The organism is Pseudoxanthomonas daejeonensis (assembly GCF_022637495.1).
Taxonomy (GTDB): Bacteria; Pseudomonadota; Gammaproteobacteria; order Xanthomonadales; family Xanthomonadaceae; genus Pseudoxanthomonas; species Pseudoxanthomonas daejeonensis.
The window spans coordinates 3,162,984-3,178,016 of the sequence record NZ_CP093331.1; the positions used below are offsets into that span (position 1 = coordinate 3,162,984).

Consider the following 15,033-nt stretch of genomic DNA (forward strand, 5'->3'; position numbering starts at 1 on the left):
GTGAGGCTCACCGCAGTCTCCGGATCCGCTCGCTCGGGCTGACCACGTCGGTCAGGCGCACGCCGAACCGGTCGTTGATCACCACCACCTCGCCATGCGCGATCAGGGTGCCGTTGACGTAGACGTCCAGCGGTTCGCCTGCGCCGCGCTCCAGTTCGATGACCGAACCCTGGTTGAGCTGGAGCAGGTTGCGGATCGGCATGCGCGAGCGGCCCACTTCCAGCGACAGGGTCACCGGCACGTCGAGGATCACGTCGAGGTTGAGGTCGCGCGCGTCGAGCATGCTGTCGGACTGCAGCGCGTCGAACTGCGCCAGCGCGGTGGCGGATTCTTCCTGGGTGTTCATGCGGATGTTTCCTCGGTATTGACGGGCGTGCGCGGCGCCGGGGCGCCGGGCGGGCGGGTCTGGACGATCTTCACCGCGTTGCGGCCGTTGGACAGGCCGAACTCGCCGGTGAAGACCGGAATGTCCTCGACGCATACCGGCACGCTCGGCGGCAGGTCGATGGGCAGGATGTCGCCGACCTTGAGCCGGGTGAGCTGGCGCAGGTCGATGCGCTTGCTCGCCAGCACGCTGGAGACGGTGACCTCGGCCAGCATCAGCTGCTCGCGCAGCGTGCTGTTCCAGCTCTCGTCGCGGTCGATGCGGTCGCTCTGGATGCCGGCGTCGAGCAGTTCGCGGATCGGCTCGAGCATGGAGTACGGCAGGGTCACGTGGATCTCGCCGCCGCCGCCCTCCAGCTCGACGTGGAAGCGGCTGACCACCACGTACTCGCGCGGGGTGACGATGTTGGCGAAGTGCGGGTTGATCTCGGAGTTGATGTACTCGAACTCCACGTTCATCACCGGCGCCCAGGCCTCGACCAGGTCGGCGAAGGTCTGCTTGAGCAGCAGCTGGATCACCCGCATCTCGGTCGGGGTGAACTCGCGGCCTTCGATGCGGGTGGGGTAGCGGCCGTCGCCGCCGAAGAAGTTGTCCACCACGGTGAACACGAGCTTGGGCTCGAACACGATCAGGCCCATGCCGCGCAGCGGCTTGAAGCGGATCAGGTTGAGGTTGGTCGGCACGTACAGCGAATGCATGTAGTCGCCGAACTTGATCAGCTCGATGCCGCGCACCGACAGGTCGGCCGAGCGCCGGATCAGGTTGAACAGGCCGATCCGCCACAGCCGCACGAAGCGCTCGTTGACCATCTCCAGGGTCGGCATCCGGCCGCGGATGATCCGGTCCTGGCTGGCGAAGTCGTACTGCCGGGCGACGCCGGGATCGAACGGCTCGGGCTCGGTGCTGACGGCGCCGGAATCCACGCCATGCAGCAGCGCGTCGATCTCGTCCTGTGACAGCAGGTCGTTGATGCTCATGGCGCGCGGGATCCGGTTACTGGGTGACGAAACTGGTGAACAGCAGTTCTTCGACGCTGGGCGAGCCGGTCTCGGCGCGCATCAGCTTGCGCACTTCGGCCAGGGCCAGCGCCTGCAGCTTCTCCTTGCCGGTGCGATCGGCGATGCCCTGCGCATCCTGCTGGGCGAGCAGCATCAGCAGGCGCGCGCGGATCGCGGGGGCATGGCGTTCGAGCTGGGCCAGCGCGGCCGGATCGCGGGTCATCAGCTGGATCTCGACCTGCAGGTACTGCGGGCCGGCATTGGCGCCGGTGAGGTTGACCACGAACGGCGGTTCCAGCGCCAGGTACTGGGCCGGCGCGGGCAGCTTGGGCTTGCGCGCTTCGGCGGCGGCCTGCTCGGCAGCGGAGGCCTGGCGCGAACTCCAGTACCAGCCGCCGCCGGCGCCAGCGGCAGCCAGGACCGCGACAGCGCTGATGATCAGCGGCAGCTTGCTGCCGGCCTTGGTGGCGTGCGCGGCGCCTTTCTGGGCCGTGGCGCGGGAATTCTTGTCGGCAGCTGTGGCCACGCGTCGATCTCCTGAGGGTTGCCCCGGTCAGGATGCAAGCGGCGTGCCGTGGCTCCGGCGGGAAACCGGCGCGTGGGTCCCTGCGTACCGTGATGCCTGGTTTTCGTAGGAGCGGGCATGACCGCGACACCGACGCCGTTGGCCTGGGCGTCGTCGTCGTGGTTCCGATGGGCTCGGTGTCGCGGTCGTGCCCGCTCCTACAGGGACGGTGTAGTCCCGGGATTGGCGCGCCTGCGCCTGGATCAGGCGTAGGCGTCAAGCAGGCCGCGGGCGACCTGTCGTACCGGGGGCGGGGTGGCAGGGCCGTCATCCGTCCCGCCGCTTGCGCCACCACCACGGGAGCCATTGCCCTGTCCGCTGCCGTCCTGCTGCGACTGCTGGCCCACGCCGGCATGGGCCAGCTGGAAGCCGTTCTGCCCGAGCATTTCGCGCAATCGCGGCAGGCCGTTCTCCAGGGCCTGTCGCACTTCCGGCTGCGCACTGCTGAAGTCGGCGCTGATCCGGTCGCCGTCCAGCTGCAGGCGGATCTCCACCGGTCCGAGGTCCTGGGGCGAAATGCGGATGTGCGCGTGGCCGATCTTCTGCCCGGCCAGCCATTGCACGTGGGTACCGACGTCATCGGCGAAGGCTTCACCGTGCAGCTGCGGCGTCGGCGCATTGGGGGGCGTCGACAGCGGCGGCGTGGGCGAGGCCTGCGTAGCCGTCGCAGGTGAGGCCATCGCCAGCGGGAAGGCGCTTACGCCTGCGTTCGGCGTGGTGTCGGCACCGGCATCGGCGACCGGTTGCAGCAAAGTGGCCAGCGTATCGGCCGCTGCCGGGGTGGCCGCTGCATCGGCGGCGGCATCCGCGGTGCCGACGGCCAGTCCCCCGCTGGCAGTCATCGCCGCGGTGCTGGCAGCGCTTGCATGCGGGAACGGCGCGGCCATCGCGCTCGTCGGCGTGGGCGTGGGCGTCGTCGGTGGCGGTGTAGGCGTCGGCGCAAGACCCGGCGCGAGCAGGCTGGCCAGGCCCGGCGGCGGCCAGGCGGCTTCGGGGTCGGTAGTGGGCTCGTCCGCCGGCACCAGTTCCAGGGCGTCCCCGCTGGCGGCGCTCGCAGTGGGCGCCGGGGTGCTTTCAATGTCGCGCGCCGACGCGGCTTCTTGCGTCTTCGATGCGCGCGGCTGGGCGCTGTCGCGGCCACCGGATTCCGCCCGGCGGCCGGGGGCCTGCGCGGCCTCGCCCGATCCCGCCGGTGCGCCGCCGTCGAGCATGCGCGAAAAGTCCTCGCCCTCGCGGGCGTCACCTGCAGAAATGCCCGCCTGCTTGCCTGCCGAACCGGGCTGTGGCGCGGACGAAACTGCGCTGGCCAAGGCCGATGGATTCAACGCGATTCCCCTTCCGCATCGCCGGCCTGCTGGGCCGCGCGGACGCGTCGTGCGCCGAGGTCGTCCATCTCGCGCTGGCTGCGGCGTTCGTCGACCTTGCGCTCCTGCGCCCGGTAGCTGGCCGACAGCTGCTCGAGCACCTGCTTGTCTCGGCTGGCCAGGAGCAGGCGGGCGCGCTCGGCGTCCACGTTCTCGCGGCTGTGGTCCACGGTGCGGCTCTGCTGTTCCACCGCGCTCTCGAGCCGGTCCAGGAAGGCGCGGCGGTTGGCCAGTTGCGCCGGGCTGATCGCGGCCATCTGGCTGGAGGCGTACTCGTCGGCGTAACGGCGCAGTTCGGCCAGCCGCGATTCCTGCAGCTCGTGCGCGCGCTGGCGCTCGGCCAGGTCGCGGGCCACGGTGTCTTCGTGCTCCTGCGCGCGGCGCAGCAGCGGGTCGAAGCGGCGGGACTGCATCATGCGACGTTTTCCTTCTTGTGCAGCAGGCCGGGCTCAAGCAGGGCGGCCAGCGCGTCGCGGCTGTGGTGCAGGTCCGCGGCACGGGCCACGTCCTGGCCGAGGAACTCGACGATTTCCGGCCAGCGGTCCAGGGCCTCGTCCACCACCGGATCGCCGCCGCGCTGGTAGGCGCCGATGGCGATCAGGTCGCGGTTGCTGTTGTAGGCGGAGACCAGGCGCTTGAGCGCGCGGATCCGTGCGCGCCAGGTGTCGTCGGCGATGTCCTGCACGACGCGGCTGACCGAGGACTCCACGTCGATGGCCGGATACAGGCCGGCATCGGCGATCCGCCGCGACAGCAGGATGTGGCCATCGAGGATCGCGCGCGCCGCGTCGGCGATCGGATCCTGCGGATCGTCGCCTTCGGTGAGCACGGTGTAGAACGCGGTGATCGAACCGCGGCCGGCGGCGCCATTGCCGGCGCGCTCGACCAGGGCCGGCAGCTTGGCGAACACCGACGGCGGATAGCCGCGGGTGGTCGGCGGCTCGCCCACCGACAGGCCGATCTCGCGCTGGGCCTGGGCGAAGCGGGTGAGCGAATCCATCAGCAGCAGCACGTTCAGGCCCTGGTCGCGGAACCACTCGGCGATGGCGGTGGCGCGATAGGCGCCATGCAGCCGCGCCAGCGGCGGGCGATCGGCCGGTGCGGCCACGACCACGGCGCGGCGCAGGCCTTCCTCGCCCAGGGTGGTCTCGACGAAATCGCGCACTTCGCGGCCACGTTCGCCGATCAGGCCTACGACGATCACGTCGGCGGCGGTGTAGCGGGTCATCATTCCCAGCAACGTCGACTTGCCCACGCCCGAGCCCGCGAACAGGCCCACGCGCTGGCCGCGGCCGATCGGCAGCAGTGCATTGATCGCGCGCACGCCCACGTCCAGCGGCTGGATGATCGGTTCGCGCGCCAGCGGATTGATCGAGACGCCGGCCATGCCGACGCTGCCTTCGGCCCGGATCGGGCCGCGGCCGTCCAGCGGCACGCCGTCGGAATCGATCACCCGGCCGAGCAGGCCCTCGCCGACTTCCACGCCGCCGCGGCGACGGACCGGGACCACCCGCGCGTTCGGCAGCAGGCCATGCAGTTCGGCGCTGGGCATCAGCGAGGTGCGTTCGCCGGCGAAACCGACGACCTCCGCTTCGACCCAGCCGCCATCGGCGACTTCGACCTTGCAGGTCGCGCCCATCGGTGCCTCGCAGCCGGTCGCCTCGAGGGTCAGTCCGATGGCGCGGCGCAGGATGCCTTCGCGGATCAGGCCGCGACCGCTGGACGGATCCAGCGCGATCGTTTCCAGGCGCGTGGCCAGGCGCAGGTTGCGTGCCGCCAGCCAGTCGGCCGGCACGGCGCCGGGAACGGCCGGAGCGGGGGCGGCGGGACTGGATTGCGGCGTCATGCGCGCGCTCCGGCCTTGTGGATCACGCTTTCCAGCGCGCCGCGCAGGCGGGCTTCCAGGGTGCCGTCGATGCGCACCGCTTCGGCGTGCACGCGCAGGTCGCCGCGGCCCAGGGTCGGGTCGGGCACCAGGCGCGCGCCGCTGACCAGGGCCAGCAGCGGGGCCAGTGCGTGGATGTCGTCCGGGTGCAGGCGCACCTCGACGTCGCGGCTGGTGCCGCCGACCGCGTCGAGTGCTTCGCCGACCAGGTCCGAGAGCAGCACCGGGTCGGCGCCATAGGCCCGACCGACCAGGCTGCCGGCGATGCGCACGGCCAGCTCACCGAGCGCCGCGGTGACCTCGTCCTCGAGCCGGGCGAGGGGGCGGGAGAAGTTGTCGAGGATGCCTTCGATCTGGGCGGTCAGGCGGCGCACTTCGGCCTGGCCCTGGGCGAATCCCTCCTGGTGGCCCAGCGCCAGCCCGGCTTCGTAGCCGTCACGGCGCGCGGCCTCCTCGATGGACTGGACCTCTTCCAGGCTCGGCGGCCGCGGCAGCGGCATGTCGCCGGGCGCATCGATCGCGGCGGCGGGCGTCGCATCCAGGTCCGGGGCCAGCCAGCGCACCACCGCGCTCATACCAGCTCCTCGCCGCCGCCGGCGCCGCCGAGGCTGACCACGCCTTCGTCGGCCAGACGCCGCACGATGGTCAGGATTTCCTTCTGCGCGCCTTCCACGTCGGACAGGCGCACCGGTCCGCGTGCCTCCATGTCCTCGAGCAGGATCTCGGCGGCGCGCTGGGACATGTTGCGGGTGATCTTCTCGCGCACCTTGACGTCGGCGCCGCGCAGGGCGATGCCCAGGCGTTCGCCCGAGACTTCGCGCAACAGGGTCTGCAGTTCGCGGTCGTCCAGTTCGACCAGGTCGTCGAACACGAACATCAGGTCCTGGATGCGCTGGCTCAACTCGGCGTCCACCTGCGAAATCGCGCCGAGGATCGACTGGTCCTGGCCGGTTTCCAGGTAGTTGAGGATGTTGGCCGCGACCTTGACCCCGCCGATGTTGGAGGATTTCAGGTTCTGGTTGCCGGAGAACTGGCGCTCCATGATCTCGTTGAGTTCGTTGAGCGCGTTGGGCGGGATGCCGTCCAGGGTGGCGATGCGCAGGAGCACGTCGGCGCGGGTGCGCTCGGGCAGCAGCTTGAGCGTGTCGGCGGCGTGGTCGCCGTCCAGGTGCGAGAGCACGATCGCGATGATCTGCGGATGCTCGTTGCGGACCAGGTCGGAGATCGCGCGCGAGTCCATCCACTTCAGCGTGTCCAGGCCGGTGGTGTTGCGGCCGAGCAGGATGCGGTCGATCAGGCTGCCGGCCTTGTCGGCGCCCAGCGCCTGGATCAGCACGTTGCGGATGTAGTCGTCGGCGCCCACGCCCACCGAGGTCTGCTTGTCCAGCGCGCCGTCGAAGTCGTCCATCACCCGCAGCACCTGGTCGCGGGTGACGCCGCTCATGGTCGCCATCGCCAGGCCCAGCTTCTGCACTTCCTTGGCGCCCATGTGCTTGAGTACCTCGGCCGCGTCGTTCTCGCCCAGCGACAGCAGCAGCACCGCGGCGCGCTGCACGCCATTGAGTTCTTCGGTGGCGTTAGGTTGCTTCATTGCCCACCCACTCCCTCACCACCTGGGCGACCCGCTTGGAGTCGGACTTGACCGCTTCGCGCGCGTTGCGCAGCCGGTCCTCGTAGGCATCGGAGGCCAGCGCGATCGTCTGCTGGCGCGCGTGGCCGATGTGCGCGGTGTCGTTGGCCAGCGCCGGCATGTCGTCGTCGACCAGGGACACCTCGGCGGTTTCCTCGGCCAGGTCCTGGCGGTTGCGCGCCTTCGGCGCCGGACCGGCGATCTGGCGCAGCGCCGGGCGCAGCACGCCGAACAGCAGGGCCAGCACCACCAGCGCACCGAGCACCAGTCGCAGGGCATCGCGCACGCGCGGGTCTTCCCACCATTTGGGCGGCTCGATGGCATCGGCGTCTTCGCGTACGAACGCGGCGTTGACCACCGAGACCACGTCGCCGCGCGCGGCATCGAAGCCCACCGCCTGGCGGACCAGCTCCTCGACCCGCTTGACCTCTTCGGCGTCCATCGCCTGCAGCGCGTTCTTGCCGTCCTTGCCGGGGCGCGGCACGTGGTCGACCAGCACCGCGGCGGTGATCCGGCGGATCCTGCCCGCCGGCTGGCGGGTGTGCTGCAGGGTGCGGTCCAGTTCGAAGTTGCGGGTGGCGCTGCGCGAGCTTTCGGTCGGACCGGCCGCGGCGACGGTGGCATTGGCCGGAGCCGCCGCAGCCGGATCGGCAGGGTTGGCGGCGCCAGCGGCGACCGGAGCATTCGCACCGGGCGGGGTATTGCTGGTCGCGCCGGGGATGCCCTGCGGGCCCTCGGCGGCGGAGCTGTTCTCGCTGACCTGTTCGCTGCGCAGCTTGGCCGGCTCGCCGTTGAACAGTTCGCGCGCTTCCTCGGTGACCGAGAAGTCCATGTCCACGGTGACTTCGGCGTTGACCCGGCCCGGCCCGGTCAGCGGTTCGAGCAGCTCGCGGATGCGCTGGTTGTAGGACGTTTCCTGGCGACGGACCTGCTCGAACTGGGCGGCGCTGAGCGCCGATTCGCTGTCGCCGCCGTTGCTGCTGAGCAGGCGGCCGTTCTGGTCGACCACGGTGACCCGCTCGGGGGACAAATCGGGGATCGACGAGGACACCAGGTGCACGATCGCATCGACCTGGTTGCGCTCGAGCAGGGCGCCCGAGCGCAGCTCGAGCACCACCGAGGCGCTGGCGGCCTCGCGCTGGCGGGTGAACGCCGACGGCTTGGGGATGGCCAGGTGCACGCGCGCGTCGCGGACCGGGCGCAGCGTGGCGATGGTGCGGACCAGTTCGGTCTCCAGCGCGTGCTGGTAGCGCGCGTTCTCGACGAACTGGCTGACGCCGAAACCCGGGTCGCGTTCCATCAGCTCGAAGCCCAGGCGGCCGCTTTCGGCCAGGCCGGACCCGGCCAGCTTCAGCCGCGCGTCGTGCAGGTTCTGCTCGGGCACCGAGATCGCGCCGGTGGCCTGGTCGAGCTTGAACGGGATCTGCGCGGCGCGCAGCAGGTCGGCCGCCTCGGCGGTGGCCTTGGGGTCCAGGCCGGTATAGAGCGGGCTGTAGTCGGGCTTCTGCGACCAGAAGAACACGTACAGGCCGGCGGCGACCGCCAGCGCGATCATCGCCAGCGTGCCGGCCTTGCGGCCCAGCTGCATTTCCTGGAGCTTGACCACGGCCGAGGCGGCCTTCTCGGCGGCCTGCTCGCGGTTCAGTGATTCCCTGGATATCGAAAGCGCCATCGCGGTCCGGTCCCTGCGTTTACAGCGGCATGTTCATGACGTCCTGGTACGCCTGTACCAGTCGGTTGCGCACTTCCACGGTGGCGCGGAACGCCACCTGCGATTGCTGCGAGGCGACCATCACCCGGGCCAGGTCGGCACCGGGTTCGCCCAGTTCGAAGGCGCGCTGCAATGCGCCGGATTTCGCCTGGGCCTCGCTGACGCCATTGATCGCGCCGCGCAGGGTCTCGCTGAAACTGGTGCCGCCGACGGCGCCGACCTGGCCGGGTGCCTGCAGGCCTCCGGGCAGGCCCTGGATCGCGTCGCTGCGCGCCATGTCGCCCGCGACGCGCGGCGCCTGGCCCAGCTGGGTCTGGTAGGCACGGATCTGCGACAGGACGGAGCTGATCGAATCGGTCATGGGACCCCCGGGCAATGCACGCCGCTGTCGATGCAAGCGGCGTGCCGGAACCGTGCCGGCATTCCGGCAGGGGCAAGGGGCGGGTGACGCGGGGTGCGAAGGAAAGGCGCGCCGAAGGCGGCCCGTTCCGGGTCAGTCCGGTAGCCAGGCCCGGCGCCAGGCCTCAAGGCCCGGGCCTTCCAGCATCCAGTCGCGACGCACCGCGTCGCGCAGGGCCCCGCCGGCCGCGACGCTGGCCGCAGGCTCGGCCAGATGGGCGCGGATGGCGTCGATCCAGTCGCGCGGACGGTTGCGCACCCGGGTGGCGGGCAGGTCGCCGCGATAGGGCAACAGGTCGCTGCACACGACCGGATAGCCGCAGGCGCCGTATTCGAGCAGGCGCAGGTTGCTCTTGCAGGTGTTGAACGGATGGTCTTCGAGCGGCGCCAGCGCCAGGTCCAGGCCCAGCGCGGCCAGCACCCGCGGGTATGCGCCGATCGGCACGCCAGGATGGAACTCGGCCACGTGCGGCCGCAACCGCTCGGGACACATGCCGAAGAACACCCAGTCCACCTCGCCGGCCAGCGCCTGGACGACGCCGGCGATCATCGCCAGGTCGCCATCGTGGCTGACCCCGCCGGCCCAGCCGACCCGCGGCTTGCCGCCCGGCTTGCGCGCGGTCGCGGGCAGGCCGGTCCACAAGCGCGGATCGAGCCGGTTCTCGACCACGCGGATGTCCGGGTGCCAGCCGCGACAGGCCTCGGCCAACGGCTGGGTGGAGACCACGAAGCGGTCGGCATGGGCCAGGCCGCGCCGCAGCCGTTCGCCTACATCGCGCGGCATGTGCCGGCGATGGATGTTGCGCGCCGGCAGGTCGGGCAGCCAGTCGTCCAACTCGTAGACCTTGAAGGCCGGCGAGAAGCGCCGCAGGTGGCCCATGCGCGTGATGTCCTCTTCGCCGACGCGGCGCTGCATCACGATCACGTCGGGGCTGAAGCGTTCGACCTCCACCACGTCGAGTGCGCGCGGCGGCGCGGCGCCTTCGACCAGGCCCGCCGCCTGCAGCGCCAGGAACGGCTGCAGCACGCGGTAGTGGCCGCTGCCATGGGCGTCGCTGGGCTGGGCCAGCACGCGGGGCAGCAGGCCGGCGGGCAGGGACCGGCGGGAAAGGGCGGTCTCCTCGAGTTCGAAGCCGCCGGGCACGTCCAGGCGCAAGTTCGGGTTGTAGGCCGGGTCACGCGCCAGCACCGGAAGCCAGCGTGCGTAAAGCGCTTGCTGCGCCGGGGCGTCGGTGGCCGCGTCATCGGCCGCATGCAGCAGCAGTGCGTCGGGGGTCCACACGGTGAGGCGGCCGGCTGCACCGGCGCGCAGGCACAGGTCGACGTCGCAGCCCTGGTCCGGAAAGGCATTGGCGTCGAAGCCGCCGAGTGCCGCGAACACTTCGCGCTCGACCAGCATGCAGCTGCTCGAGACGGCGGCGTAGTCCTGCGCCACCTGCAGCCGGCCCATGTAGCCGCCTGCGCCGACCGGCTGGCCGGCGAACACGCGTCCCCTGCCGGCATGCAACCCCGGCACCAGTCCGGCATGGGTGATGGTGCCGTCGGCGGCAACCGTCTTGGCCCCGGTAATGCCGACCTCGGGACGCTGGCCATGGTTGAGCAGGCCGTGCAGCCATCGGGGGTCCAGCACGGCGGCTTCGGCATCGAGGAACAGCACGAATCCGTCGGCCACCGATTCCGCCGCAAGGTTGCGGGCGGCGGCGGGCGAGGTGCCGGCGCCGGCATCGACCACGCGGACCCGGCCGGCGGCGAGCGGAACGACCTGGTCCATCCATTGGCGCAGGCTGGCCGGAGCGCCACGGTCGACCAGCACCAGCTCGTAGTGCGGCCAGGCGGTGTTTTCCAGCACCGACAGCACGCAGCGCTCCAGCGGTGCCAGCGCATCGCCGGCCAGCACGATGATCGACACGGCCGGTTGCCCTTCGTGTCCGTAGTCGATGCGGTGCAGGCCGGGGGCGCAGCCGGTCACGGTCGCTGCGGAATAGCCGCGCTCATGCAGGTGCCGGAGGATCGCGCCACGCTGCGCCTCGTCGGCCAGGCGCGGTGGCGCGCAGGACAGCAGGGGTTCGGCCAGGTGGCCGAAGCCGGCCAGCCCGTGCCGCAGGACCAGGCGCAGGATCAGGTCCAGCTCCGCCGCACCTTCGTGTGCCGGATCGAACCCGCCCGCATCGAGCACGCACTGGCGGCGGAAGATCCAGTGCCCGGCCATTGCGGCCGGATTGCCGAGCAGGAGGTCGAGGTTGAAGTCCGGCCGCAGCGCCGGCGCCATGTGGCCGTCGTCGTCGCGATACCACTCGTCGGCGTAGAGCGCCTGCAGGCCCCCGGCCGTGGCCAGCTCGGGCAGCAGGCGACGCAGGCCGCTGCCGGTGAACTCGCTGCCGGCCTCGACCACCAGCACCCAGTCCACGTCCCAGCCGGCGAGCGCGGTATCGAGCGAGGCGGCGGTCGCGCCCGGTTGCCAGGGCACCGCTTGCGCGGGCATCGGGGCGTCTGCCGGCAGCGCCGCATCGCCGGCCACGCGGACATCGATGCGCGCCTGCGCGGGCGCGTGGGTGGCCAGGCTCGAAAGCGTGGTGCGGAGTCCGTCCGGCGCGCGCGCGTCGGGGACCACCAGCACGCCCAGTACCGGCAGGCCCGGCAGGCTTGCCAGGTGTGCGTCGTAAAGCAGCGCCTGCGCCGGCAGGAGGCGACGGCGGGCCTGCCAGTCGTGCTTCTGCCACTGGCCCAGGCCGGCCGCGTGCGCGTCCTCCAGCGCCTGCACCAGGTCGAGCGGTTCTGCGGGCACGGAACGGTCCAGGGGGGCCGCCGCGACCATGCGCGTGTCGCGGTCGCCGCGATACCAGCCCAGCGCGCGGATGCCGTGGCGGAACGCCTCGTGGCCCGGATCTCCGACGCCGGGCCGGTCCCGCCCCGCCTGGCTGAACTGCTGGCGCGAGACGCGGAAGTCGAGCAGCGCCGTGCCGAGCATCGCCACCGGGCCACGACGCAGCAGCTTGGCGTACAGGGCCAGGTCGGCGACCCAGGCGACGCGCACGCCATCCAGCACCGGCAGGTCGTCGCCCATCTCCAGCAGCGGCGCACGCCGGCACATGACCGAGCTCGGTTCGCCGAGGAAGTTGATCGTGCGGTCGGCGAGGAAATCGACCAGGTCGTGGCCGTCCAGAAGCAGGTCCCGGCGCGGGAAGGCGGTGGCCGGCGTGTCGGGCAACAGCGCGCCGTTACTGTCGACCCGCCGCCGCCGTGCGGTGGCGAGCACCGCGCCGGGGGCGCGTGCGAACGCGTCGACCAGCGCGGCGATGCAGCCGTCGTGCAACACGTCGTCGTCGTGCAGGAACTTGATGTATTCGCCGGATGCCAGCGCGATGGCGCGCGCGGTGCTGCGCGTCTCCCACAGGCGCGAGGGGTTGCGCGAGTAGTGCACCGGGAAGCCGGCGGTGGCGGCGAACGCCTCGACCAGCGCCTGGACCCGGTCGTCGCGCGAGTCGTCGCAGACCACCAGTTCGAGCGGGCGATGGGTCTGCCTGCGCACGCTTTCCAGTGCCTGCCCCAGCCAGGTGGCCTTGTAGGCCGGCATCACCACGCTGACCAGCGCGGCGGCGGTGGAGGGTGCCTGCCCGCCGTCGCTCATCGTGCGCCCCGCGCGGCCACGGCCTGGCGCAGGCGCTCGACCAGGCGATGCGAATTGGCGCTGTCGTCATGCTGGAAGAACATCCGCCGCACCATGCAGTAGTGCGGGTCGGGATGATTCGCCGGACGGGAAAGCGCCGCGTCGAGCGCGGCCAGCAAGGCGTCGAAATCGGTGGCGACCGGGCCGGGGAAGGCCAGGTCCATATCGTAGAGCAGGCCGTTCTGGTGGTCGCGGAAGTGGTCCGCGTCCCAGGCGAAGCTCACCACCGGCAATTCCAGGTACAGCGCATCGATATACACCGACGAGTAATCGGTGAGCACGACCGCGCTCTCGCGCAGGAGCGGGGCGATCTCGTGGAAGGCGTCGTGTTCCAGCTCGAAGATGCGGCCGTCGAGGTCGCGGTCGCGGTCGAATGGCGATGGCGCGTTGGCCAGGTAGTGGCCGCGCACGCCGAGCACCGCGTCGTGGCGGGCGAGCAGCCGCTTCAGGCGTTGCACTTCGATGTCGCTGAACCGGTAGCAGCGCTCGCGGGCGACGCTGGCGTCGCGGTAGGTCGGCGCATACAGGACCAGGCGCCGGCCGTCGCGCAGCGCGCGCACGCGCAGCAGTTCCTCGCGCAGGCACTCCGGCAGGACGGCTTCATCCATGCGCAGGAAGTCGGTGCGCGGCAGCCCGGTCACCCAGACCCGGGAAGGCGGCAGCGGGTGGAAGATCGCGGCCATCGCATGGCCATCGACCGGCGAGGAGGCGACCAGGCCGTCGTAATGGCGGCGCTCGCGGCGGCGGAAGCGGTTGCGGTCGCCGTTCCGTCGCTGCGCGGGGTTGGCCATGGCGAACAGGCGCTTGAGCGGGATCCCGTGCCACAGGTTGACGACCACGCGCCGGCGCAGCCAGGGCCGCGGCGCCGAATAGCCGCCGCCCCTCCACGCCATGGACATGTCCAGGCTCGTCGAATTGGTCAGCAGCAGCACGCCGCAGCGGGCCAGGGCCCACAGGCCGGCCAGCGTGTCCAGGTCCTGCACGCGGGTATGGGCCGATTCTTCCAGCCCCGGCGGGCGGTAGCCGCCCCGCACGAAGATCCAGCGCTCGATCGAGGGGTCGTGCCTGACGTGCTCGTACACCGCGCGCGCATTCTCGGTGAACTGGCCCGGCTTGAGCGGATGCACGAAGAACGCCCAGCGGTCCATCCGCTTGGGCACCAGCAGGTCGAACACGCGCCACAGGGCGAGCAGGGGCACGCCGAGCCATGCGTGCACGATCCGTCGCCGCCATGGCGGCATGCGCACCGGCGCGCTCACGCCGCCCGTACCCGTGCCGGCGCGGTGACCATGTCGCAGATGCGCATGACGTCCTCGTCGGCCAGCTCCGGGTGGATCGGCAGGCACAGCACCTGGCGTGCGGCGGTGCTGGCCACGGGCAGGTTGCCCGGAGCGGCCGAAGGCAGGCCCCGGTACATCGGGAATTCGCTGATGAGCGGGTAGAAATAGCGCCGCACCAGGACTTTCTGATCGCGCATCAGCTGGTACAGCGGGTCCCGCTGCAGCGCGAACTCCTCGCCGACCATCACCGGGAAATAGGCGTGGTTGCCCGTGACCCCGACGGGCGGGCGCAGGCAGCGCAGGCCGGGTACGCCGGCCAGCAGGCGCCGGTAGAGTCCGTCGATCTGCGCGCGCCGGGCGAGCGCGTGGTCGATGTGCTTGAGCTGGAGCAGGCCGAACGCGGCGCAGACCTCGTTCATCTTGCCGTTGATGCCCGGCGCGACCACGGTGGTCTCGTTGACGAAGCCGAAGTTCTTGAGGTGGTCGATGCGCTGCTTGGTACGCGCGTCGGGGCAGATGATGGCCCCGCCCTCGAAAGTGTTGAACACCTTGGTGGCATGGAAGCTGAGCACCGACAGGTCGCCGTGGCGCAGCACGCTGCCGCGCCCGTCGCGCACGCCGAACGCGTGGGCGGCGTCGTAGATGACCTTCAGGTTGTAGTTCTCGGCGATCCGGTCGATGCCGTCCACGTCGCAAGGCGTGCCGTAGCAGTGCACCGGAAGGATCGCGGTGGTCTGCGGGGTGATCGCCGCCTCGACCTTGGCCGGGTCCAGGTTGTAGGTGACCGGGTCGACGTCGACGAACACCGGCTTGATCCCGTTCCAGAGCAGCGAATGGGCCGTGGCCACGAACGAGTACGGGGTGGTGATCACCTCGCCGGTGATGCGCAGCGCCTGCAGCGCGGTGACCAGGGCCAGGGTGCCGTTGGCGAACAGGGCGATGTGCTCCACGCCCAGGTAGGCGCACAGCGCCTTTTCGAGCGCCTGATGCATGCTGCCGCCGTTGGTCAGGATCCGGCTTTCCCAGATCCGCTCCAGGTACGGGACGAACTCCTCGAGGGGAGGCAGCAGCGGGCTGGTGACTTGGATGGGCTTGGCATTCATCCGGGCGGCTTCGATGCGGCGGAAGGAGCGCGGCTCGCCTTGCGGG

At 71.1% G+C, this 15,033-nt stretch carries 13 protein-coding genes; all 13 read right to left on the reverse strand.

Annotated features, from left to right (window positions below):
- Nucleotides 1-7 precede the first annotated feature (7 nt).
- Nucleotides 8-283 (reverse strand): flagellar motor switch protein FliN, encoded by a 276-nt coding sequence (gene fliN / locus MNQ95_RS14205; protein WP_238390360.1) that lies wholly within the window; start codon nucleotides 281-283, stop codon nucleotides 8-10.
- Between the two features lie 59 nt (nucleotides 284-342).
- Entirely contained in the window at nucleotides 343-1,362 is a 1,020-nt protein-coding gene (fliM, locus tag MNQ95_RS14210; protein ID WP_162410537.1) for a flagellar motor switch protein FliM, read from the reverse strand.
- Between the two features lie 16 nt (nucleotides 1,363-1,378).
- Nucleotides 1,379-1,909, reverse strand: a complete 531-nt coding sequence (locus MNQ95_RS14215) for a flagellar basal body-associated FliL family protein (protein ID WP_162410536.1) — start codon at nucleotides 1,907-1,909, stop codon at nucleotides 1,379-1,381.
- Nucleotides 1,910-2,151: 242 nt separating this feature from the next.
- Nucleotides 2,152-3,159 (reverse strand): flagellar hook-length control protein FliK, encoded by a 1,008-nt coding sequence (locus MNQ95_RS14220; RefSeq protein ID WP_241953260.1) that lies wholly within the window; start codon nucleotides 3,157-3,159, stop codon nucleotides 2,152-2,154.
- A gap of 110 nt (nucleotides 3,160-3,269) precedes the next feature.
- Complete coding sequence (gene fliJ / locus MNQ95_RS14225) at nucleotides 3,270-3,728, reverse strand: flagellar export protein FliJ (protein WP_162410535.1); 459 nt, start codon at nucleotides 3,726-3,728, stop codon at nucleotides 3,270-3,272.
- Complete coding sequence (locus MNQ95_RS14230) at nucleotides 3,725-5,158, reverse strand: FliI/YscN family ATPase (RefSeq protein WP_241953261.1); 1,434 nt, start codon at nucleotides 5,156-5,158, stop codon at nucleotides 3,725-3,727. Before MNQ95_RS14230 ends, fliJ begins: the two co-directional genes overlap by 4 nt.
- Nucleotides 5,155-5,772, reverse strand: coding sequence for a FliH/SctL family protein (locus tag MNQ95_RS14235; protein WP_162410533.1), 618 nt, complete (start codon nucleotides 5,770-5,772; stop codon nucleotides 5,155-5,157). Before MNQ95_RS14235 ends, MNQ95_RS14230 begins: the two co-directional genes overlap by 4 nt.
- Nucleotides 5,769-6,788, reverse strand: coding sequence for a flagellar motor switch protein FliG (gene fliG / locus MNQ95_RS14240; protein ID WP_162410532.1), 1,020 nt, complete (start codon nucleotides 6,786-6,788; stop codon nucleotides 5,769-5,771). The genes MNQ95_RS14235 and fliG overlap by 4 nt, the downstream gene beginning before the upstream one ends.
- The gene (gene fliF / locus MNQ95_RS14245) at nucleotides 6,775-8,499 is read right to left on the reverse strand and encodes a flagellar basal-body MS-ring/collar protein FliF (RefSeq protein WP_241953262.1); all 1,725 of its coding nucleotides are present in this window, start codon (nucleotides 8,497-8,499) and stop codon (nucleotides 6,775-6,777) included. The genes fliG and fliF overlap by 14 nt, the downstream gene beginning before the upstream one ends.
- A 19-nt stretch (nucleotides 8,500-8,518) precedes the next feature.
- The gene (gene fliE, locus MNQ95_RS14250) at nucleotides 8,519-8,899 is read right to left on the reverse strand and encodes a flagellar hook-basal body complex protein FliE (protein ID WP_241953263.1); all 381 of its coding nucleotides are present in this window, start codon (nucleotides 8,897-8,899) and stop codon (nucleotides 8,519-8,521) included.
- Nucleotides 8,900-9,031: 132 nt separating this feature from the next.
- Nucleotides 9,032-12,565 carry a glycosyltransferase gene (locus MNQ95_RS14255; protein ID WP_241953264.1) on the reverse strand — a complete coding sequence of 1,178 codons (3,534 nt, stop codon included), beginning with the start codon at nucleotides 12,563-12,565 and terminating at the stop codon, nucleotides 9,032-9,034.
- On the reverse strand, nucleotides 12,562-13,803 hold the full coding sequence (locus MNQ95_RS14260; protein WP_241953265.1) for a CDP-glycerol glycerophosphotransferase family protein: 1,242 nt from the start codon (nucleotides 13,801-13,803) through the stop codon (nucleotides 12,562-12,564). Before MNQ95_RS14260 ends, MNQ95_RS14255 begins: the two co-directional genes overlap by 4 nt.
- A gap of 56 nt (nucleotides 13,804-13,859) precedes the next feature.
- Nucleotides 13,860-14,987 (reverse strand): DegT/DnrJ/EryC1/StrS family aminotransferase, encoded by a 1,128-nt coding sequence (locus MNQ95_RS14265; RefSeq protein WP_241953266.1) that lies wholly within the window; start codon nucleotides 14,985-14,987, stop codon nucleotides 13,860-13,862.
- Nucleotides 14,988-15,033 lie beyond the last annotated feature (46 nt).

Excerpts from the sequence above, each read along its gene's own strand:
- fliN (WP_238390360.1), bottom strand. The coding sequence starts at position 283 with ATGCTCGACGCGCGCGACCTCAACCTCGACGTGATCCTCGACGTGCCG.
- fliM (WP_162410537.1), bottom strand. The coding sequence starts at position 1,362 with ATGAGCATCAACGACCTGCTGTCACAGGACGAGATCGACGCGCTGCTG.
- MNQ95_RS14220 (WP_241953260.1), bottom strand. The coding sequence starts at position 3,159 with ATGCTCGACGGCGGCGCACCGGCGGGATCGGGCGAGGCCGCGCAGGCC.
- fliJ (WP_162410535.1), bottom strand. The coding sequence starts at position 3,728 with ATGATGCAGTCCCGCCGCTTCGACCCGCTGCTGCGCCGCGCGCAGGAG.
- MNQ95_RS14230 (WP_241953261.1), bottom strand. The coding sequence starts at position 5,158 with ATGACGCCGCAATCCAGTCCCGCCGCCCCCGCTCCGGCCGTTCCCGGC.
- MNQ95_RS14235 (WP_162410533.1), bottom strand. The coding sequence starts at position 5,772 with ATGAGCGCGGTGGTGCGCTGGCTGGCCCCGGACCTGGATGCGACGCCC.
- fliG (WP_162410532.1), bottom strand. The coding sequence starts at position 6,788 with ATGAAGCAACCTAACGCCACCGAAGAACTCAATGGCGTGCAGCGCGCC.
- fliF (WP_241953262.1), bottom strand. The coding sequence starts at position 8,499 with ATGGCGCTTTCGATATCCAGGGAATCACTGAACCGCGAGCAGGCCGCC.
- fliE (WP_241953263.1), bottom strand. The coding sequence starts at position 8,899 with ATGACCGATTCGATCAGCTCCGTCCTGTCGCAGATCCGTGCCTACCAG.
- MNQ95_RS14255 (WP_241953264.1), bottom strand. The coding sequence starts at position 12,565 with ATGAGCGACGGCGGGCAGGCACCCTCCACCGCCGCCGCGCTGGTCAGC.
- MNQ95_RS14265 (WP_241953266.1), bottom strand. The coding sequence starts at position 14,987 with ATGAATGCCAAGCCCATCCAAGTCACCAGCCCGCTGCTGCCTCCCCTC.